Annotated in this window: 16 protein-coding genes; 4 read left to right on the top strand and 12 right to left on the bottom strand. The window is 59.1% G+C overall.

Going from position 1 to position 20642, the window contains the following annotated elements:
* Positions 1-171: 171 nt before the first annotated feature.
* The 7 genes from lpdA to sdhC all read right to left on the bottom strand — a co-directional run bounded on the left by lpdA (position 172) and on the right by sdhC (position 9304).
* A complete protein-coding gene (gene lpdA / locus JJN09_RS24825; RefSeq protein WP_249484180.1) occupies positions 172-1608 on the bottom strand; it encodes a dihydrolipoyl dehydrogenase in 1437 nt (478 codons plus the stop codon).
* Between the two features lie 97 nt (positions 1609-1705).
* Positions 1706-2929, bottom strand: a complete 1224-nt coding sequence (gene odhB / locus JJN09_RS24820) for a 2-oxoglutarate dehydrogenase complex dihydrolipoyllysine-residue succinyltransferase (RefSeq protein WP_249484179.1) — start codon at positions 2927-2929, stop codon at positions 1706-1708.
* Between the two features lie 42 nt (positions 2930-2971).
* The gene (locus JJN09_RS24815; protein WP_249484178.1) at positions 2972-5803 is read right to left on the bottom strand and encodes a 2-oxoglutarate dehydrogenase E1 component; all 2832 of its coding nucleotides are present in this window, start codon (positions 5801-5803) and stop codon (positions 2972-2974) included.
* 272 nt (positions 5804-6075) lie between these two features.
* Complete coding sequence (locus JJN09_RS24810; RefSeq protein WP_007959035.1) at positions 6076-6780, bottom strand: succinate dehydrogenase iron-sulfur subunit; 705 nt, start codon at positions 6778-6780, stop codon at positions 6076-6078.
* Positions 6781-6791: 11 nt separating this feature from the next.
* Positions 6792-8564: a succinate dehydrogenase flavoprotein subunit gene (gene sdhA / locus JJN09_RS24805; RefSeq protein WP_038363946.1), complete on the bottom strand. Its 1773-nt coding sequence runs from the start codon at positions 8562-8564 to the stop codon at positions 6792-6794.
* A gap of 3 nt (positions 8565-8567) precedes the next feature.
* On the bottom strand, positions 8568-8936 hold the full coding sequence (sdhD, locus tag JJN09_RS24800; RefSeq protein ID WP_085710546.1) for a succinate dehydrogenase, hydrophobic membrane anchor protein: 369 nt from the start codon (positions 8934-8936) through the stop codon (positions 8568-8570).
* Positions 8930-9304: a succinate dehydrogenase, cytochrome b556 subunit gene (sdhC, locus tag JJN09_RS24795; protein WP_055137330.1), complete on the bottom strand. Its 375-nt coding sequence runs from the start codon at positions 9302-9304 to the stop codon at positions 8930-8932. The genes sdhD and sdhC overlap by 7 nt, the downstream gene beginning before the upstream one ends.
* Before the next feature lie 364 nt (positions 9305-9668).
* On the opposite strand from sdhC, the gene gltA reads away from it, so the two are divergent.
* Entirely contained in the window at positions 9669-10958 is a 1290-nt protein-coding gene (gene gltA, locus JJN09_RS24790; RefSeq protein ID WP_249484177.1) for a citrate synthase, read from the top strand.
* Between the two features lie 838 nt (positions 10959-11796).
* Here gltA and JJN09_RS24785 read toward each other — a convergent pair.
* The 3 genes from JJN09_RS24785 to JJN09_RS24775 all read right to left on the bottom strand — a co-directional run bounded on the left by JJN09_RS24785 (position 11797) and on the right by JJN09_RS24775 (position 14868).
* Positions 11797-13455 (bottom strand): cation acetate symporter, encoded by a 1659-nt coding sequence (locus JJN09_RS24785; RefSeq protein WP_249484176.1) that lies wholly within the window; start codon positions 13453-13455, stop codon positions 11797-11799.
* A complete protein-coding gene (locus tag JJN09_RS24780; protein ID WP_085710541.1) occupies positions 13452-13763 on the bottom strand; it encodes a DUF485 domain-containing protein in 312 nt (103 codons plus the stop codon). Before JJN09_RS24780 ends, JJN09_RS24785 begins: the two co-directional genes overlap by 4 nt.
* Positions 13764-14016: 253 nt before the next feature.
* Positions 14017-14868, bottom strand: coding sequence for a glycine betaine ABC transporter substrate-binding protein (locus JJN09_RS24775; protein WP_249484175.1), 852 nt, complete (start codon positions 14866-14868; stop codon positions 14017-14019).
* Between the two features lie 300 nt (positions 14869-15168).
* Here JJN09_RS24775 and JJN09_RS24770 point away from each other — a divergent pair, with 300 nt between their 5' ends.
* On the top strand, positions 15169-16764 hold the full coding sequence (locus tag JJN09_RS24770; protein WP_249484174.1) for a beta (1-6) glucans synthase: 1596 nt from the start codon (positions 15169-15171) through the stop codon (positions 16762-16764).
* 122 nt (positions 16765-16886) lie between these two features.
* On the opposite strand, the gene JJN09_RS24765 is transcribed toward JJN09_RS24770, so the two are convergent.
* Complete coding sequence (locus JJN09_RS24765; protein ID WP_249484173.1) at positions 16887-17255, bottom strand: hypothetical protein; 369 nt, start codon at positions 17253-17255, stop codon at positions 16887-16889.
* Between the two features lie 223 nt (positions 17256-17478).
* On the opposite strand from JJN09_RS24765, the gene JJN09_RS24760 reads away from it, so the two are divergent.
* Together JJN09_RS24760 and JJN09_RS24755 are read left to right on the top strand one after the other, a co-directional pair.
* The gene (locus JJN09_RS24760) at positions 17479-18777 is read left to right on the top strand and encodes a serine/threonine protein kinase (RefSeq protein ID WP_249484172.1); all 1299 of its coding nucleotides are present in this window, start codon (positions 17479-17481) and stop codon (positions 18775-18777) included.
* Positions 18770-19558 carry a VacJ family lipoprotein gene (locus JJN09_RS24755; protein WP_249484171.1) on the top strand — a complete coding sequence of 263 codons (789 nt, stop codon included), beginning with the start codon at positions 18770-18772 and terminating at the stop codon, positions 19556-19558. Before JJN09_RS24760 ends, JJN09_RS24755 begins: the two co-directional genes overlap by 8 nt.
* A gap of 129 nt (positions 19559-19687) precedes the next feature.
* Here the strand turns inward: JJN09_RS24755 and JJN09_RS24750 are convergent, their stop codons facing one another.
* A complete protein-coding gene (locus JJN09_RS24750; protein WP_249484170.1) occupies positions 19688-20602 on the bottom strand; it encodes a DUF808 domain-containing protein in 915 nt (304 codons plus the stop codon).
* Between the last annotated feature and the right edge of the window lie 40 nt (positions 20603-20642).

Here is a 20642-nt window from a genome sequence, read left to right as displayed (position 1 = left end):
ATTCGGCGCTGCGCTCTTGATGAGTGCCGCGCCACCTGTGACTGCTGCTTGCGTAGCCTTTCCGGATACCCGGTGCAGCTACGCAAGGCTGCGTCCAGCGGACATTCCGCGGTGAGTCTTGCACGCAAGGCTCACGACGGGCCGTACCGCCGTGGTTTCTTATTGTGTGTCTTAACGCTTCTTGCGGTTGGCAATGTGGATGGCGCCGCCATTCACTGCCAGAGCTGCTTCGTGCAAGGCTTCAGACAGGGTCGGATGGGAGAAAACCATCATGCCCAGGTCTTCAGCGCTGGTGCCGAATTCCATACCGATCGCGCCCTGCTGAACCAGTTCTGCAGCGCTCGGGCCAATCACGTGCACGCCCAATACGCGGTCAGTCTTGGCATCAGCGATGACCTTGACGAAACCACCGGTATCGTTAGCGGCCATGGCACGGCCGGAGGCTGCGAACGGGAAGGTGCCGACGTTAACTTCAACGCCTTCAGCTTTCAAGGCCTGCTCGGTTTTACCCACCCATGCGATTTCCGGGTGAGTATAAATAACCGAAGGGATCAGGTCATAGTTCATCTGAGCCTTGTGGCCCTTGATGCGCTCGACAACCATGATGCCCTCTTCCGAGGCTTTGTGAGCCAGCATCATGCCGCGAACCACGTCACCGATGGCGAATACGCCCGGTACGGTGGTGGCGCAGTGATCGTCAACGTGCACGAAACCGCGCTCGTCCAGGGTCACGCCGCTGTCGGCAGCCAGCAGATCAGTGGTCACCGGACGGCGACCAACGGCTACGATCAGCTTGTCGAAAGTGATGGTCTGTTCGCCGTTGGCATCGGTGTAGTTCACAACGACTTCGTCGCCGTTCACTTTCGAGCCGGTCACGCGAGCGCCCAGTTTGATGTCCAGACCTTGTTTGGTCAGGGTTTTCAGCGCTTCCTTGGAAACAGCGGTGTCCGCTGCCATCAGGAAGGTGTCCAGAGCTTCCAGGACAACCACTTCCGAACCCAGACGCGACCATACCGAACCCAGTTCCAGACCGATCACGCCAGCGCCGATCACGCCCAGACGTTTAGGTACGGATTGGAATTCCAGTGCGCCAGTCGAATCAACGATGACTTTCTGATCAACCGGAGCCGGTGGAATGTCGATCGGACGCGAACCTGGAGCCAGGATGACGTTTTCGGCTTCGATGATTTCAACCGAGCCGTCTGGCTTGGTGACTTCGACTTTCTTGCCAGCCAGCAGTTTGCCGTGGCCCTGGATCGAAGTAACGCCGTTGGCCTTGAACAGGGTGGCAACACCGCCGGTCAGGTTCTTGACGATGCCAGCCTTGCGGCCAACCATAGCAGCGACGTCCATTTTGACTTCGCCGGTCGAGATACCGTGGACGTTGAAGCTTTCTTTCGCTTCCTTGTATTTCCAGGAGCTGTCCAGCAGCGCCTTGGAAGGAATGCAGCCTACGTTCAGGCAGGTGCCGCCCAGGGCTTGCTTGCCTTCAGCATCGGTGTACTTCTCGATGCAGGCAGTGGTCAGACCGAGTTGCGCGGCCTTGATGGCAGCCACGTAGCCGCCAGGGCCAGCACCGATCACTACTACGTCAAATTTCTGCGACATTCAAAAAATCCTCTTTAGCGAAAAGCTTCAAGCCGCGCGCTGCAAGCCAGGCTGCGTTCTCTTGCAGCTTGAAGCTTGCAGCGCGTGACTGCTTCTATCAGATATCCAGCAACAGACGAGCCGGATCTTCCAGCAGGTTCTTGATGGTCACCAGGAAAGTCACAGCTTCTTTGCCATCGATCAGACGGTGATCGTAGGACAGTGCCAGGTACATCATCGGACGAATAACGACCTGACCGTTGATGGCCATCGGACGCTGGATGATGTTGTGCATGCCCAGAATCGCTGCCTGCGGCGGGTTGACGATCGGAGTCGACATCATCGAACCGAAGGTACCACCGTTGGTGATGGTGAAGGTACCGCCGGTCATCTCGTCCATCGACAGTTTGCCGTCACGGGCTTTCTTGCCGAAAGTGGCAATGCCGCCTTCGATTTCAGCCAGGCTCATCAGTTCGGCGTTACGCAGAACCGGAACCACCAGACCGCGGTCGCTGGAAACAGCAACACCAACGTCGGCGTAGCCGTGGTAAACGATGTCGCCGCCGTCGATCGAAGCGTTGACAGCCGGGAAGCGTTTCAGCGCTTCGGTGGCAGCCTTCACGAAGAACGACATGAAGCCCAGGCGTACGCCGTTGTGGGACTTCTCGAACAGGTCCTTGTACTTCGAACGCAGCGCCATGACTTCGGTCATGTCGACTTCGTTGAAAGTGGTCAGCATCGCCATGTTCGACTGAGCTTCTACCAGACGCTTGGCCACGGTAGCGCGAACGCGGGTCATCGGAACGCGCTTCTCGACGCGGTCGCCAGCAGCGAACACAGGAGCGGCAGCGGCCGGAGCAGCAGCCTTCGGCGCAGCAGCCGGAGCGGCTTTCTTGGCTTCAACAGCAGCAACCACGTCTTCCTTGGTCACACGGCCGTCTTTGCCAGTGCCTTTTACGGAAGCCAGGTTGATGCCGTTTTCTTCGGCCAGCTTGCGAGCGGCAGGCGCAGCGATAGCGTCTTCGTCAGCGCCGGCAGCTGGAGCAGCAGCGGCAGCGGCAGCGGCCGGTGCAGCAGCGGCAGCCGGAGCGGCAGCAGCAGCGCCGCCTTCAACGATGGAGCCCAGGACTTCGTCGGACAGGACGGTTTCGCCCTCGCCCTTGACGATTGCGCCCAGCACGCCGTCGGCGGTAGCCAGCACTTCCAGGACAACCTTGTCGGTTTCGATGTCGACGATCAGTTCGTCACGCTTGACGGCGTCGCCCGGTTGTTTGTGCCAGGTGGCAACGGTGCCATCGGCAACCGATTCCGGGAAAGTGGGGGCTTTGATCTCGATAGCCATTGTCTGTGGTTCCTTAAATTCGGTTTCAGGTGCGCGAAGGCGTTAAATGGTAAACGCGTCTTGCAGGAGTTTTTCCTGCTGCTCGGCGTGCATCGATGCGTAACCACAAGCAGGTGCAGCAGAAGCCTCACGGCCCGCGTACTCAAGTACGAGAGACTTGTCGAGGTTGCTGATGCTGCGGCGCAAGTGATGCTGGCTGCAGTACCAGGCGCCCTGGTTCATCGGCTCTTCCTGACACCAGACGGCATTTTTGACGTTGGTGTACGGAGCCAGGACTTCCTTCAAGTCGTCCTCAGGGAATGGGTACAGCTGCTCGATACGCACCAGGGCGATATCTTCGCGGCCTTCGGCACGGCGCTTTTCCAGCAGGTCGTAGTAGACCTTGCCGCTGCACAGAACAACGCGCTCGACCTTTTTCGGGTCCAGGGCATCGATTTCCGGGATAACGGTCTGGAACGAACCTTCGGCCAGATCTTCCAGGGTCGAGATGGCCAGTTTGTGGCGCAGCAGCGACTTCGGAGTCAGGACGATCAATGGCTTGCGCAGCGGGCGAATCACCTGACGACGCAGCAAGTGGTAGATCTGAGCCGGCGTGGTCGGTACCGCCACCTGAATGTTGTGCTCGGCGCACAGCTGCAGGTAACGCTCCAGACGAGCCGACGAGTGCTCAGGACCCTGACCTTCATAACCGTGCGGCAGCAACATGGTCAGACCGCACAGACGGCCCCACTTGTGCTCGCCACTGGTGATGAACTGGTCGATTACCACTTGGGCACCGTTGGCGAAGTCGCCGAACTGGGCTTCCCAGATCACCAGCGCATCCGGCGTGGTGGTCGAGTAACCGTATTCGAACGCCAGAACAGCTTCTTCCGACAGGAACGAGTCGTACAGGTCGAAGCGCGGCTGACCGTCGTACAAGTGCTGCAACGGGATGTAGGTGCCAGCATCTTTCTGGTTGTGCAGAACAGCGTGACGGTGCGAGAACGTACCACGGCCGATGTCCTGACCGGTCATGCGGATCGGGTGACCTTCGAACGCCAGGGTCGCGTACGCCATGGTTTCGGCGTAACCCCAGTTGATCGGCAGGCCGCCGGCTTGCATTTTCTGACGGTCTTCGTAGATCTTCGCGACCTGGCGCTGAACCACGAAGCCTTCCGGAATTTCCAGCAGCTTGGCGGACAGTTCCTGCAGGGTCTTCAGATCGAAACGCGTGTCGTGACGCGCAGTCCAGGCGTGGCCCAGATACGGACGCCAGTCCACGAACAGCTCTTTGTTCGGCTCTTTGACCAGCGATTTCACTACGTGCAGACCGTTGTCCAGCGCGTTGCGATATTCGTCGACTTTCGCCTGAACACGCTCAACGTCGAGCACACCGCCCTGGGTCAGACGATCAGCGTACAGCTCACGGGTGGTGCGCTGCTTGGTGATCTGCTGATACATCAGAGGCTGGGTGCCGCTTGGTTCGTCGGCTTCGTTGTGGCCGCGACGACGGTAGCAGACCAGGTCGATCACCACGTCACGCTTGAACTGCATGCGGTAGTCGATGGCCAGCTGGGTCACGAACAATACGGCTTCCGGATCATCACCATTCACATGGAGGATCGGCGCCTGGATCATTTTCGCAACGTCGGTCGCGTACTCGGTGGAGCGCGAGTCCAGCGGGTTGCTGATGGTGAAACCAACCTGGTTGTTGATCACGATGTGCACGGTACCGCCGGTCTTGAAACCGCGGGTCTGCGACATCTGGAAGGTTTCCATCACCACGCCTTGACCGGCAAATGCCGCGTCACCGTGGATGGAGATCGGCAGAACCTTCTCGCCGGTAGGGTCGTTACGACGATCCTGACGGGCGCGAACCGAACCTTCAACCACCGGGGAAACGATTTCCAGGTGGGACGGGTTGAACGCCATGGCCAGGTGAACTTCACCGCCGGCGGTCATCACGTTGGACGAGAAGCCCTGGTGGTATTTAACGTCACCGGAACCCAGCTCGACCTTCTTCTTGCCTTCGAACTCGTCGAACAGCTCGCGCGGGTTCTTGCCGAAGGTGTTGACCAGCACGTTCAGACGGCCACGGTGGGCCATGCCGATGACGACTTCCTTGGTGCCGTAGGAACCGGAACGCTGGATCAACTCGTCGAGCATCGGAATCAGGCTTTCGCCGCCTTCCAGACCGAAACGCTTGGTGCCCGGGTATTTGGTACCCAGGTATTTTTCCAGACCTTCACCGGCGGTGACGCGCTCGAGCAGGTGGCTCTGAATGTCGGCGGAGTAGGTCGGACGGCCACGTACGCTTTCCAGACGCTGCTGGAACCACTGGCGCTGCACGGAATCGGTGATATGCGTAAATTCAGCGCCGATGGTGCGGCAATATGTCTGCTGCAACGCTTCGTGAATTTCGCGTAGGCTCGCTTCCTCTTTGCCGATGAACAGGTCGCCGGCACGGAAGGTCGTATCAAGATCGGCATTGGTCAAGCCGTAATGATTGATCGACAGGTCTGCAGGTGCAGGACGCTGCCACAGTCCCAGCGGGTCAAGCTGGGCTGCCTGGTGGCCACGCATACGGTAGGCCTGGATCAATCGCAGCACTTCAACTTGCTTCTTCTCGTGCTCACTGCTCACGCTGCCGGCGGAAACCGGTTGGGCGCGGCGCTGGTTCTTTGCCAGCAGCACGAAATGATCGCGAATTGTGGAGTGCGAAACATCGGTGGCAGAGTTGCCGTCGGCAGGCAACTTCTGAAAGTAGGTGCGCCACTCTTCTGGCACAGCGTTAGGGTCGTGCAGGTAGAGCTCATAAAGCTCTTCCACATAGGCAGCGTTTCCACCTGAAAGGTAGGCGCTGTTCCACATGCGCTGCATCACGCTTTCTTGCATGCTTGGTCACCCTCGGTTAGGGGAACACCATCGATGTCGACACCGAGCAAACTTGCAGAAGTCCGAATGCAGCGACCAAAACAAGCCACTTAGGATCACACTGATAGTCCGGGTACCAGCCCGGATGCCCCTGCTTGTCTCATTTCTTCAAAATAAGAGCCGCAGCTTATGGCTGTTGCTCTGGTTATAGCCAGGGCGCGGGTTGAAGCCCGCGCCTTGACCTGTACGGTGCAGCAGTGCCGCTTTTTACAGCGGCAGTTACAACTTCTGAATCACACGCCGCTCGAAAGCAGCATGTTACGGATGTGACCGATGGCCTTAGTCGGGTTCAGGCCTTTCGGACATACGTTGACGCAGTTCATGATGCCCCGGCAGCGGAAAACGCTGAACGGGTCATCGAGGGACGCCAGACGCTCGGACGTCTTGGTGTCACGGCTGTCTGCCAGGAAGCGGTACGCTTGCAGCAGTGCAGCTGGACCCAGGAATTTGTCCGGGTTCCACCAGAAGGACGGGCAAGAGGTCGAGCAGCAAGCGCACAGGATGCACTCGTACAGACCGTCGAGCTTTTCACGCTCTTCAGGGGACTGCAGACGCTCGATGGCCGGAGCCGGCGTGTCGTTCTGCAGGAATGGCTTAACCTTCTCGTATTGCTTGTAGAAGATGCTCATATCGACAACCAGGTCACGGATAACCGGCAAACCTGGCAGAGGACGAACGATCAGCTTGTTACCTTTGACGACAGCGGACAGCGGCGTGATGCACGCCAGACCATTCTTGCCGTTGATGTTCATGCCGTCGGAGCCGCAGACGCCTTCACGGCAAGAGCGACGATAGGAGAAACCCTCGTCCTGCTCTTTGATCAGGGCCAGCACGTCCAGCACCATCAGGTCTTTACCACCGGTATCGACCTGGAATTCCTGCATGAACGGCGCAGCGTCCTGATCAGGGTTGTAACGATAAACACTGACTTGCAACATGGCGGTCACCCTTAATAAGTCCGGACTTTTGGTTCGAAAGTCGGAACAGTCTTCGGCGAGAAGTTCACGGCACGCTTGGTGACGCGCTTGTCACCCGGGAAGTACAGGGTGTGGCACAGCCAGTTTTCGTCGTCACGATCTTCGAAGTCTTCACGGGCGTGAGCACCGCGGGACTCTTTACGTACTTCGGCAGCGATGGCGGTAGCTTCAGCCACTTCCAGCAGGTTTTGCAGTTCCAGCGCTTCGATACGTGCAGTGTTGAAAGCCTGCGACTTATCGTTGATCTTCACGTTGGCGATGCGGGTACGCAGGTCAGCCAGTTGCGCGATGCCTTTCTGCATGTATTCGCCGGTACGGAATACACCGAAGTAGTTCTGCATGCAGCTTTGCAGCTCGCGACGCAGGGTAGCGACGTCTTCGCCGTCGGTACGGTTGTTCAGTGCGTTCAGGCGCGACAGGGCAGCTTCGATGTCGGCTTCGGTGGCGTCATCGTATTCGATGCCGTCAGTCAGCGCTTTTTCGAGGTGCAGGCCGGCAGCGCGACCGAATACCACCAGGTCGAGCAGCGAGTTGCCGCCCAGACGGTTGGCACCGTGAACCGATACGCAAGCCACTTCACCGACCGCGAACAGACCAGGGATGATCTGATCCACGCCTTCGGCATTCTGGGTGATCGCCTGGCCATGAATGTTGGTGGCAACGCCGCCCATCATATAGTGGCAAGTCGGAACAACCGGAACCGGGGCAACCACCGGGTCAACGTGCGCGAAAGTCTTCGACAGTTCGCAGATGCCTGGCAGACGGCTGTGCAGCACTTCCTCGCCCAGATGGTCGAGTTTGAGCATTACGTGGTCGCCATTCGGACCGCAACCGTTGCCGGCGATGATTTCTTTAACCATCGAACGGGCAACAACGTCACGACCAGCCAGGTCTTTGGCGTTCGGAGCGTAACGCTCCATGAAACGCTCGCCGTGCTTGTTGATGAGGTAACCACCTTCACCACGGCAGCCTTCGGTAACCAGTACACCGGCGCCGGCGATGCCGGTCGGGTGGAACTGCCACATTTCGATGTCTTGTACCGGCACGCCAGCACGCAGAGCCATGCCGACGCCGTCACCGGTGTTGATCAGGGCGTTGGTGGTGGATGCATAGATACGACCTGCACCGCCGGTAGCCAATACGGTGGCTTTCGCGCGGATGTAGGTGGTTTCGCCGGTTTCGATGCAGATTGCGATCACACCGACGAATTCGCCTTCCTGGTTTTTCACCAGGTCGACAGCGTAGTACTCGTTCAGGAACGTGGTACCGGCTTTCAGGTTGCCCTGATAAAGGGTGTGCAGCAGCGCGTGACCGGTACGGTCGGAAGCGGCGCAAGTACGGGCAGCCTGCCCGCCCTTACCGTAATCCTTCGACTGACCGCCGAACGGACGCTGGTAGATACGGCCTTGCTCGGTACGCGAGAACGGCAGACCCATGTGGTCCAGCTCGAAAACGGCAGCCGGGCCTTCCTGACACATGTATTCGATAGCGTCCTGGTCACCGATGTAGTCGGAACCCTTGACGGTATCGTACATGTGCCAGCGCCAGTCATCGTTCGGGTCGGCGGACGCGATGGCGCAGGTGATGCCGCCCTGGGCGGATACAGTGTGCGAACGGGTCGGGAAGACCTTGGTGATCACGGCAGTCTTGTGACCGCCCTGTGCCAGCTGCAGCGCAGCGCGCATGCCGGCACCGCCACCACCAATAATGATGGCGTCGAAAGAAATCGTTGGAATGTTAGCCATGACTCAGATACCCCAGAGAATCTGCACACCCCAGACGAAGTAAGCGAACATCGCAACGCCGCATACTGCCTGGAAAAGGAAACGTACTGCAGTCGCGGACTTGCCCAGCGCCATCGGCGTCAGGTAGTCGGTCGCGATAGTCCACATGCCGACCCAGGCGTGAGCGCCCAGGGCAACCAGTGCCAGCAGACTGAAGATACGCATTCCGTTGTGGGCGAACAGGCCATGCCATTGTTCATAGCCAATGCCCGGGTGAGCGGCGAGGTAGCCGATCAGGAAGATGAAATAAGCCGCGAGAACAACCGCAGACACACGCTGTGCCATCCAGTCATAGAGGCCCGAACGCGAAAGGTTCGTAACGCTGGTTACCATATCCAAACTCCTGCCAGAACGATCAGCACCACGGAAACGGCGATGATAATTTTCGAGCCCAGGCGGCCGCCTTCCAGCGTCTCACCGATGCCCATGTCCATGATCAAGTGGCGCACACCGGCAACCAGGTGATACAGCAGAGCGGACAGGAGGCCCCATGCTACGAACTTGGCCAGCGGACTGGTCAAGCATGCCTTCACCTCGACATAACCTTCCTCGGAACCCAGGGATTTGCCCAATGCATAAAGCATGATGCCAAGGCCCAGGAAGAGGATGATGCCGGAAACACGGTGAAGAAACGACGTAACGCCGGTGATGGGGAGTTTGATGGTCCTTAGGTCTAGGTTTACAGGTCGTTGGCTTTTCACGGCTTTTTTTTCACACTGAAGAGCCCCTAACAATCAGGGCAAAGTTGTTGGGGAGTGCACTGGTCAGGTAACCACCACCCAGGGATGCGACCCCCAATGAAAGCAAGCCCAAAAGCCCTTGGCGGTCGGTCGCCGAGTATAGACAGTTAGGCTACTAATGACAACGCAATCGCCTACCCCCAATAGCTGATTGCACAAGTTGTATAAAAGGCGTAAATGGCAGTCAATTTCGAGGAAAAAGTGCGGTTAAAGCCTTCTGGAGCAAGACTTTAGGCAAATTGACATTCGAATTTATCTCACTATAGTGGTGCGGGCCCTGCGTGGGGGGTCTGTCTGATGATTTCAAGCATAAATAGGAGGCCACATGGCTGACAAAAAAGCGCAGTTGATCATCGAGGGCGCAGCCCCCGTCGAGCTGCCCATTTTAACCGGCACCGTTGGTCCCGATGTAATCGATGTTCGGGGCCTGACGGCCACGGGCCGCTTCACTTTCGACCCCGGTTTCATGTCGACCGCTTCCTGCGAATCGAAGATCACCTATATCGATGGCGACAACGGCATCCTGCTGCACCGCGGCTACCCGATCGAACAGCTGGCTGAAAAGTCGGACTACCTGGAAACCTGCTACCTGCTGCTGAACGGCGAACTGCCGACCGCAGAACAGAAGGCCCAGTTCGTCGGCACCGTGAAGAACCACACCATGGTTCACGAGCAGCTGAAAACCTTCTTCAACGGCTTCCGCCGTGACGCCCACCCGATGGCCGTCATGTGTGGTGTAGTCGGCGCCCTTTCGGCCTTCTACCACGACTCCCTCGACATCAATAACCCGCAGCATCGCGAAATCTCCGCGATCCGCCTGGTTGCCAAGATGCCGACCCTGGCCGCGATGGTTTACAAGTACTCCATGGGCCAACCCATGATGTACCCGCGCAACGACCTGTCGTACGCGGAAAACTTCCTGCACATGATGTTCAACACCCCGTGCGAGATCAAACCGATCAGCCCGGTACTCGCCAAGGCCATGGACCGGATCTTCATCCTCCACGCCGACCACGAGCAAAACGCTTCGACCTCCACCGTACGCCTGGCGGGCTCTTCGGGTGCCAACCCGTTCGCCTGTATCGCCGCCGGTATCGCCGCACTGTGGGGCCCTGCCCACGGCGGTGCGAACGAAGCCGTGCTGACCATGCTCGATGAAATCGGCGATGTCTCGAACATCGACAAGTTCATCGCCAAGGCCAAGGACAAGAACGATCCGTTCAAGCTGATGGGCTTCGGTCACCGCGTCTACAAGAACCGCGACCCTCGTGCGACCGTGATGAAGCAGACTTGCGACGAAGTATTGCGCGAACTGGGCATCAACAACGATCCGCAACTCGAACTGGCCATGCGCCTGGAAGAGATCGCCCTGACCGACCCGTACTTCATCGAACGTTCGCTGTACCCGAACGTCGACTTCTACTCGGGGATCATCCTCAAGGCGATCGGCATTCCGACCAGCATGTTCACTGTGATCTTCGCGCTGGCACGTACTGTCGGCTGGATTTCGCACTGGAAGGAAATGCTCTCCAGCCCGTACAAGATTGGCCGTCCGCGTCAGCTGTACACTGGCTACGAGTCGCGTGACATTACCAAGCTGGAAGATCGCAAATAAGACCTGTCTTGCGATAACGTCTTAAGTTGTATCGGGAACGGCCTCCATGAGAATGGGGGCCGTTTTTTTTGTTTTTTATTGGGGGCATATCCGTTGCTGCGGTAACGGCTTCTCAGGGTTCCGCCCTTACGGCGGGTCACTTTTTCCAAACGCCGAAAAAGTAACCAAAAAGGCTTTACCCTGACGTACGGCCCTCGCTGTGGCTCGGGTTCCTTCGCTCCGGGATCGATCCGGGGGCATCGCCTACGGTTTGCTTCGCTGCACCTCCTCTCGATGTGTTTGGCTTCGCCAAACGGTCGCTGCGCTCCCACCCCCGGATCAATCCCTCCACTCAGCCTGCCGACGGGCCTTGCGATCAAAAGCTTCACTCGAGCTAACGCTCATCGTGGTGAGGAGCACGGCTTGTTCTCCTTTGGTTTTGCGGCGGGGCTTTTGCTCTGGCTCTTGATCTTGTTTTTGATCTTCAGCCCCTTCGGCAGGCCGAGCGGAGGTGTTCATCAGGGGGTAGGCGCGCAGCGCCGTGCGGCGAAGCCGCATACATCGAGAGGAGGTGCAGCGAAGCAAACCGTAGGCGATGCCCCCTGATGGACACCGTAGCGAGGGAACACTGAGCCTCAGCGAAGTGCCGTACGCCGGGGGCCCAGCCTTTTTGGTTACTTTTTTGGCGTTTGAAAAAAGTGACCCGCCGTAAGGGCGGAACCCTAAGAAGCCGTTACCGCAGCAACGGATATACACCCAATCCCCAAGAACATCCGATAACCGCCCACAAAAAAACGCCCCAATCTCTCGACCAGGGCATTTTCCATCCAACTCAACCTACATATTCAACCCAAAAGCCTCAGTGCGAAACCGCCCCACTAGCCCCCAACCCAGTCTGCGAACGCACAAACTGCGGGAAGAACGCCGCACGCTCTTTCTCTGCCGCCGCCGACTTATCGGTGATCGAGAAGAACCAGATCCCGATGAACGCAATCATCATCGAGAACAACGCAGGATACTCGTAAGGGAAGATCGCCTTCTCGTGATGCAGAATCTGCACCCAGATGGTCGGACCAAGAATCATCAGCCCCACCGCACTCACCAGACCCAGCCAGCCGCCAATCATGGCGCCACGGGTGGTCAGCTTCTTCCAGTACATCGAAAGCAGCAGCACCGGGAAGTTGCAGCTCGCCGCAATGGAGAACGCCAGACCGACCATGAACGCAATGTTCTGGCTTTCGAACAGGATGCCCAGGCCGATGGCCAGGATGCCCAGTGCGATGGTGGTGATCTTCGAAACGCGAATCTCATCCTTGTCGTTGGCTTTGCCTTTCTTGATCACACTGGCGTACAGGTCGTGAGACACCGCCGAAGCACCAGCCAGGGTCAAACCCGCCACTACCGCCAGAATGGTTGCAAACGCCACGGCCGAGATGAAGCCGAGGAAGATGCTGCCGCCCACGGCGTTAGCCAGATGCACCGCCGCCATGTTGTTGCCGCCGAGCAGAGCGCCCGCTGCATCCTTGAACGCCGGGTTGGTGCTGACCAGCAGGATCGCGCCGAAGCCGATGATGAAGGTCAGGATGTAGAAGTAGCCAATGAAACCGGTGGCGTACAGCACGCTCTTACGGGCTTCTTTTGCATCGCTCACGGTAAAGAAGCGCATCAGGATGTGCGGCAGGCCAGCAGTACCGAACATCAGCGCCAGGCCGAGGGAGAACGCCGAGATCGGGTCTTTCACCAGACCGCCGGGGCTCATGATCGCTTCGCCCTTGGCGTGAACCTTGATGGCTTCGGAGAACAGGGTGTTGAAGTCGAAGTTGACGTGCTTCATCACCATCAGCGCCATGAACGAGGCACCGGACAGCAACAGCACAGCCTTGATGATCTGCACCCAGGTGGTCGCCAGCATGCCGCCGAACAGCACGTACAGGCACATCAGGATACCGACCAGAATCACCGCAACGTGGTAGTCGAGACCGAACAGCAGCTGGATCAGCTTGCCGGCGCCGACCATTTGCGCGATCAGGTAGAACGCCACCACCACCAGCGAACCGCAGGCCGACAGCGTGCGGATCTGGGTTTGCCCGAGGCGGTAGGACGCCACGTCGGCAAAGGTGTATTTACCCAGGTTGCGCAGGCGCTCGGCGATCAGGAACAGGATGATTGGCCAGCCCACCAGGAAGCCGATCGAGTAAATCAGGCCGTCGTAGCCGGAAGTGAACACCAGTGCGGAAATCCCCAGGAAGGACGCCGCCGACATGTAGTCACCGGCAATCGCCAGGCCGTTCTGGAAACCGGTGATCTTGCCGCCCGCCGCATAGTAGTCAGCAGCCGACTTGTTGCGTTTGGAGGCCCAGTAGGTGATGCACAGGGTCGCGCCGACGAACACCACGAACATGACGATCGCGGAAACGTTGAGCGGTTGTTTGTGGACTTCGCCGGTCAGGGCGTCAGCGGCCCAGGCGGCCGGAGCGAACGCTGCGATGCTCAAAAGAGCCAGTAGACGCCGGATCATTGCTGAGCCTCCTTGAGAATCGCATTGTTCAGGTCGTCGAACTCGCCATTGGCGCGGCGTACGTAGATACCGGTCAGGATGAAGGCCGAGACAATCAGCCCGACACCGATGGGGATACCCCAGGTGATCGATGAGCCGGCACTGATTTTGGTCCCGAGCACTTGCGGCCCGTACGCGATCAGAAGGATGAATCCGGAATAGAGCCCTAGCATGATCGCCGAGAGTATCCAGGCGAACCTTTCCCTTTTTTTCACCAGCTCCTTGAAGCGCGGGCTGTTCTGAATAGAGAGGTAAATGCTGTCGTTCATTGTTTTTATCCTCGCAGCACAGATTTTTATTTTTGGAACATAGCCACTCTATGCGGCTGCGAGCCGGGTTCCAGACGACCTTAGTAGTAGAACGCCATGACACATGTGCCATTTTTGAGCACACACAAAAAACTGTGGGAGCTGGCTTGCCAGCGATGGCGTCGTGTCAGCCAACTTATCAGTCAACTGACAGACCGCTATCGCGGGCAAGCCCGCTCCCACAGGGTGTGCGGTGAATAAAAGCGATTGAGGGTTATTTGGTCCAGTCAGCCACGCGATCCGGGTGTTTGGCCACCCAATCCTTGGCCGCTGCGTCAGGTTTGGCACCGTCCTGAATCGCCAGCATGACTTCGCCGATTTCGTCTTTCGAAGCCCACTGGAAGTTCTTCAGGAACTTGGCCACTTCCGGCGCCTTGGTCGCCAGTTCCTTGCTGCCGATGCTGTTCACGGTTTCAGCTGCGCCATACACGCCTTTCGGGTCGTCGAGGAAACGCAGTTTCCACTTGGCGAACATCCAGTGCGGCACCCAACCGGTCACGGCGATGGATTCATTCTTTTTCTCGGCACGGGTCAGCTCGGCAATCATGCCGGCGCCGGAACTGGCCTTGAGGGTGTAACCGGTCAGGCCGTAATCCTTGATCGCCTGGTCGGTCTTGAGCATTACGCCTGAGCCGGCGTCGATGCCGACGATACGATTCTTGAAGCTGTCGTCGGTTTTCAGGTCTTCGATGGATTTGGCTTTGACGTACTCCGGCACGATCAGACCGATTTTCGCGTCCTTGAAGTTCGGGCCGTAATCGACGACCAGATCCTTGTTCTTCGTCCAGTATTCACCGTGGGTCACGGGCAGCCAGGCCGACAGCATTGCGTCGAGTTTGCCGGTGGCAACGCCCTGCCACATGATCCCGGTAGCGACGGCCTGGAGCTTCACGTCATAGCCGAGTTTCTGTTTGATGACCTCGGCTGCCACGTGGGTGGTCGCCACGCTGTCGGACCAGCCGTCAACGTAACCGATGTTCAGGGTCTGTTTTTCAGCGCTGGCGAAAGTGGAGCTCATCGCAAGCACCAGAGCGGCACCTGCGCCTAAAAGTCGTCGCATCTTCATCGTTACTTCCCCGAAATGCTGCGCCCGACGGATGCCGGACATCGTCAACGTATTGTTATGGTGCACAGCGCCCCCATCACGCCTGACCGCAAACTCGTTAGTACATCAGCCGGATTATCAATAAGGGTACTGACGAGTTCGATCATCAACCTGACGCACTCAGCGACCTGCTCTGCCAGCGACCTCGAAGCAACGAGAAACGACATCAGAAAGCCATTAACTGCGGCTGAATAATTGGCGCCAGACAATCCGCCCGAACTTTGCATGTCAAAATCATGCGGGCCACCAACCCCTCTATAAATGCAGGTAACATGCGTCGCTTTGCAGCCACTCGGCCTGACCATGTCCGCCTCCTCCCGCTTCCCTTTTCTGCCTTATCTGTTCGCCTGCCTGCTCGGCCTGTTTGCCCTTTGCGGCTTCTGGTACGGCCTCGGCAAACCGGTGATCCTGCCGGACGTCGCCACCCCGACCCACAAGTTGCAGTGCGCCTCCTACACCCCGTTCGACAAGGATCAGTCGCCGTTCGACGTGCCGTTCAAATTGCGCCCGGAGCGCATGGACGCCGACCTCGCCCTGCTCGCTACTCGCTTCGAATGCATCCGCACCTATTCCATGACCGGCCTCGAAGCCCTGCCTGATCTGGCGCGCAAGCATGGCTTGAAGCTGATGATCGGCGCCTGGGTCAACAGCAATCCGGTGGACACCGAGAAAGAAGTCGATCTGCTGATCGCTTCGGCCAACGCCAACCCGGACGTGGTCAGCGCGGTGATTGTCGGCAACGAAGCCTTGCTGCGCAAGGAAGTCACCGGGGCGCAACTGGCGAAGCTGATCAACAAGGTCAAGAGCCATATCAAGCAGCCCGTGACCTACGCCGATGTCTGGGAGTTCTGGCTCAAGCACCCGGAAGTCGCGCCGGCGGTGGATTTCCTGACCATTCACTTGCTGCCGTACTGGGAAGACGATCCGTCGAATATCGACGCCGCCCTGCAACACGTGGCGGATGTGCGCCAGGTGTTCGGCAACAAGTTCGCCCCCAAGGACGTGATGATTGGCGAAACCGGCTGGCCGAGCGAAGGCCGTCAGCGTGAGACCGCGCTGCCGAGCCGGGTCAACGAAGCCAAGTTCATTCGTGGTTTTGTCACTCTCGCCGAACAGCAGGGCTGGCATTACAACCTGATCGAAGCCTTCGACCAGCCGTGGAAGCGCGGCAGCGAAGGCGCGGTCGGCGGTTACTGGGGGCTGTTCGATGCGGATCGCCAGGACAAAGGCGTGCTGGCCGGGCCGGTGTCAAACGTGCCTGACTGGTCGCGCTGGCTGGCGCTCGGTGGTTTGATCTTTGTCGGCACGTTGATGCTTGGCGGCCGGGTTCGCACCACGCGTTCAGCGCTGGTGCTGCCATTGCTCGGCGCCCTCGCCGCTTGCTCGATTGGCGCCTGGGGCAATCTGGCATGGCTGACCACGCGGTTCGCCAGCGAATGGCTGTGGGTCGGTTTGCTGACCGTGTTGAATCTGCTGGTGCTGGCACATGCCGCACTGACCTTGAGCGCCCGAAATGGCTGGCGTGAGCGCGCCTTCAATGCCTTCGAACGACAGGCAGGCTGGCTGGTCGCTGCCGTCGGTTTCGCCGGTGCGGTGATGGCGCTGGAGATGGTGTTCGATCCACGCTATCGCAGCTTTGCGAGTGCGGCGTTCATTCTGCCGGCATTGGTTTACCTGTGCCGCCCGGTGCCGGTGGCCCGTCGGGAGATTGCCCTGCTGACCTTCATCATCGGCGCGTGCATTGCACCGCAGTTGTTCCGTGAAGGCTTGCAGAATCAGCAAGCCTGGGGCTGGGCGCTGGTCAGCGTGTTGATGGTGGCGGCGTTGTGGCGCTGTCTGCGGGTTCGCAGCCTTTGATCTTCAGAGGCTGAACCGGCCTCTTCGCTGGCAAGCCAGCTCCCACAGTGACCGAGTCGAGCGCGGGTTTTGTGTGCGCCACGCATCCCTGTGGGAGCGGGCTTGCCCGCGATGACTGACTGTCAGACGCTGCGAGATTCCCGGACCAGCCGCAACCCGGCAATCACCACCGCAAACACCGCCAATGTCGTGTTGTACAACGCCAGAGCCGGCAAGCCGAACACCAGCGCCAGCACTGCCAGCCACCACCCTGCCCGCCCCGGCACGACAAAACCGATCACTGCAGCCGCGATCGCCGCCCAGCCCAGCATCTGGAAATGAATCATCAGGCCCAGGTTCGAGCGCACCGAGCATTCCCAACGGCTCGCCTCATCCACGCAGATGCCTACCCACTGCGCATCCTCCATGAAGCCGTAACGCGCGCCATAACTGGCGGCCAGCCATAACGGCAACAGAACGAGCAGCAGAATCACAGGCAAGCGGCGGGACATGGAACACTCCAAACGATGAAATCGGCGGCCAGCTTAATCGCCTGCCAGCCGTGTGCAAGAACTAACAACTCTTAACTGGTCATTCAATCCGTGCAAAGTGTATCGTCCGGCTACTATTACCCCGAATTCCGTCAGTTTGGTGCCGAGGCATGGCACTTTGGCGCAAACCCAGTGGTCATAGCCTGCGAACCTCATTCGGCACCTTCCTCTAAGGGAATTAGTCATGCTCCGATCCTTGCGCTTCGCCGCCCTGTTTGGCGGCCTTATTCTGAGTGCGTCCGCGCTGGCGGTGGACATCGACGCCGCCAGTTATGGCTATCCCCTGACCAACCCGTTCGAAGCGACCATCGCCACCACGCCGCCGGACCTGCGTCCGGAATTGCCGTCGGACGACGACATCAACCAGACCGACCGCAGCGTCACCCTGCGCCCGGAACGGGAATTCATCCTGCCGGACAATTTCTGGGCGGTGAAAAAACTGACGTATCGCATCGCCACCCAGGACAAGGCCGCCCCGCTGATCTTCCTGATTGCCGGCACTGGCGCGCGCTTTGACAGCACCCTCAACGAGTACCTGAAAAAGCTCTACTACAAGGCCGGCTACCACGTCGTGCAGCTGTCCTCCCCGACCAGTTTCGACTTCATGAGCGCCGCCTCGCGTTTCGCCACCCCCGGCGTGACCAAGGAGGACGCCGAAGACATGTATCGGGTGATGCAGGCCGTGCGAGCGCAGAACCCGAAAGTGCCGGTCACCGACTATTACCTCAGCGGCTACAGCCTTGGCGCGCTGGACGCGGCGTTCGTCGCCCACCTGGACGAAACCCGCCGCAGCTTCAACTTCAAGAAAGTCCTGCTGCTGAACCCGCCGGTCAACCTCTACACCTCGATCACCAACCTCGACAAACTGGTGCAGACCGAGGTCAAGGGCATCAACAACAGCACCACGTTCTATGAACTGGTGCTGGGCAAGCTGACCCGCTACTTCCAGCAGAAAGGCTACATCGACCTCAACGATGCGTTGCTCTATGACTTCCAACAGTCCAAGCAGCACCTGAGCAACGAGCAGATGGCGATGTTGATCGGCACCTCGTTCCGCTTCTCGGCGGCAGACATCGCCTTTACCTCGGACCTGATCAACCGTCGCGGCCTGATCACCCCGCCGAAATTCCCGATCACCGAAGGCACCAGCCTCACGCCGTTCCTCAAGCGTGCGCTGCAATGCGATTTCGACTGCTACCTGACCGAACAGGTGATCCCGATGTGGCGCGCCCGCACCGACGGCGGCAGCCTGCTGCAACTGATCGATCAGGTCAGCCTGTACGCCCTCAAGGACTACCTGCACGACAGTCCGAAAATCGCCGTCATGCACAACGCCGACGACGTGATCCTCGGCCCGGGCGACCTCGGTTTCCTGCGCAAGACCTTCGGCGATCGCCTGACGGTTTACCCACTGGGCGGCCATTGCGGCAACCTTAACTACCGCGTCAACAGCGACGCCATGCTGGAGTTCTTCCGTGGCTAAATATCTCCTGCTGTTTGCAGCGTTACTCTGTGCAGGCGTGGCCCAGGCCGACAACAGCAAAGCCAACGCACCGGTGGTGATCGACAGTGACGGCTTCAAGGAGCCGCTGTCCAAACTCAAGTTCAACCCGGGGCTGGACCAGCGCGAGTTCGAGCGCTCGACGCTTAACGCACTGAACGTGTACGACCCGCTGGAGTCGTGGAACCGCCGGGTCTACCACTTCAACTATCGCTTTGACCAATGGGTGTTCCTGCCGGTGGTCGACGGCTATCGCTACGTCACGCCCGGTTTCGTGCGCTCCGGCGTGAGCAACTTCTTCAACAACCTCGGCGACGTGCCGAACCTGGTCAACAGCCTGTTGCAGTTCAAGGGCAAGCGTTCGATGGAAACCACCGCGCGCCTGCTGCTCAACACCACCATCGGCATCGCTGGTCTATGGGACCCGGCCACCGCCATGGGCCTGCCGCGCCAGAGCGAAGACTTCGGTCAGACCCTGGGCTTCTACGGCGTACCGGGCGGCGCGTACTTCGTGCTGCCGATCCTCGGCCCGTCGAACATCCGCGACACCGCCGGCCTGGCCGTGGACTACACCGCCGAATCGGCGATCAACTACCTGAACGTGGCGAAAGTCAGCGAAAACCACCCGGAAATCTGGGCGCTGCGTGCAGTCGACAAGCGCTATCAGACCCACTTCCGCTACGGCCAGATGAACTCGCCGTTCGAGTACGAGAAGGTGCGCTACGTGTACACCGAATCGCGCAAACTGCAGATCGCCGAGTAATTTCGGCGAACACAAAGCACTGTGGGAGCGAGCTTGCTCGCGAATGCGTTAGTTCAGTCCCATTTCTATAGACTGACACTCCGCCTTCGCGAGCAAGCTCGCTCCCACAGTTGTGTTATGCGCTGGTAATCAGCCCTTCAGCGCTTTCCAGACTTTGCCGATGACCGAAACCACCGCCAGCACCACCGCCCCCGCAACAACCCCCGCCACGCCATTGAGCAACACCGGCACTGCAAACCCGAAGCTACCCGCCGCTGCGGCAATGTTCTCAATCCAGTGATGTACCACCGGTACGCCGTGGGTCAGGATGCCGCCGCCGACCAGGAACATCGCCGCCGTGCCGATCACCGACAGGCCTTTCATCATGTACGGCGCGGCGCGCAGGATCGCGTTGCCGATGCGTTTCGCCGCAGCGCCGGGCTTCTGGGTCAGCCACAGGCCGAGGTCATCGAGTTTGACGATGCCGGCCACCAGGCCATAGACGCCCACGGTCATAACGATGGCGATGCCCGACATCACGATCACTTGCTGGGTCAGCGATGCCTCGGCCACGGTGCCGAGGGTGATGGCGATGATTTCCGCCGAAAGGATGAAGTCGGTGCGGATCGCGCCTTTGATCTTGTCCTTCTCGTAGGCCACCAGATCGGTCGCAGGATCGGCCACCGCTTCGGTCAACTGTGCATGCTCGGCCTGATCTTCGTCCTTGCCGTGCAGCAGCGGGTGCGCGAGTTTCTCGAAACCCTCGAAGCACAGATACGCGCCACCGACCATCAACAACGGCGTCACTAGCCACGGCACAAAGGCACTGATGGCCAGCGCCGACGGCACCAGGATCAACTTGTTGACAAACGAGCCCTTGGCCACCGCCCACACCACGGGAATTTCCCGTTCGGCGCGTACGCCCGAGACCTGCTGGGCATTGAGCGCCAAGTCATCACCGAGCACCCCGGCGGTCTTCTTGGCGGCCATTTTGCTCATCAACGCCACATCGTCCAGAACGGTGGCGATGTCGTCGATCAGCACCAGCAAACTGCTTCCTGCCATGGGTCAGGCTTCCCTACATGAAAAAAGTGCGCGCAGCATA

Source organism: Pseudomonas sp. HS6, assembly GCF_023375815.1.
GTDB lineage: Bacteria > Pseudomonadota > Gammaproteobacteria > Pseudomonadales > Pseudomonadaceae > Aquipseudomonas.
Note: the sequence above shows the minus strand (reverse complement) of the source record. Positions and strands in the feature narration are given on the sequence as shown.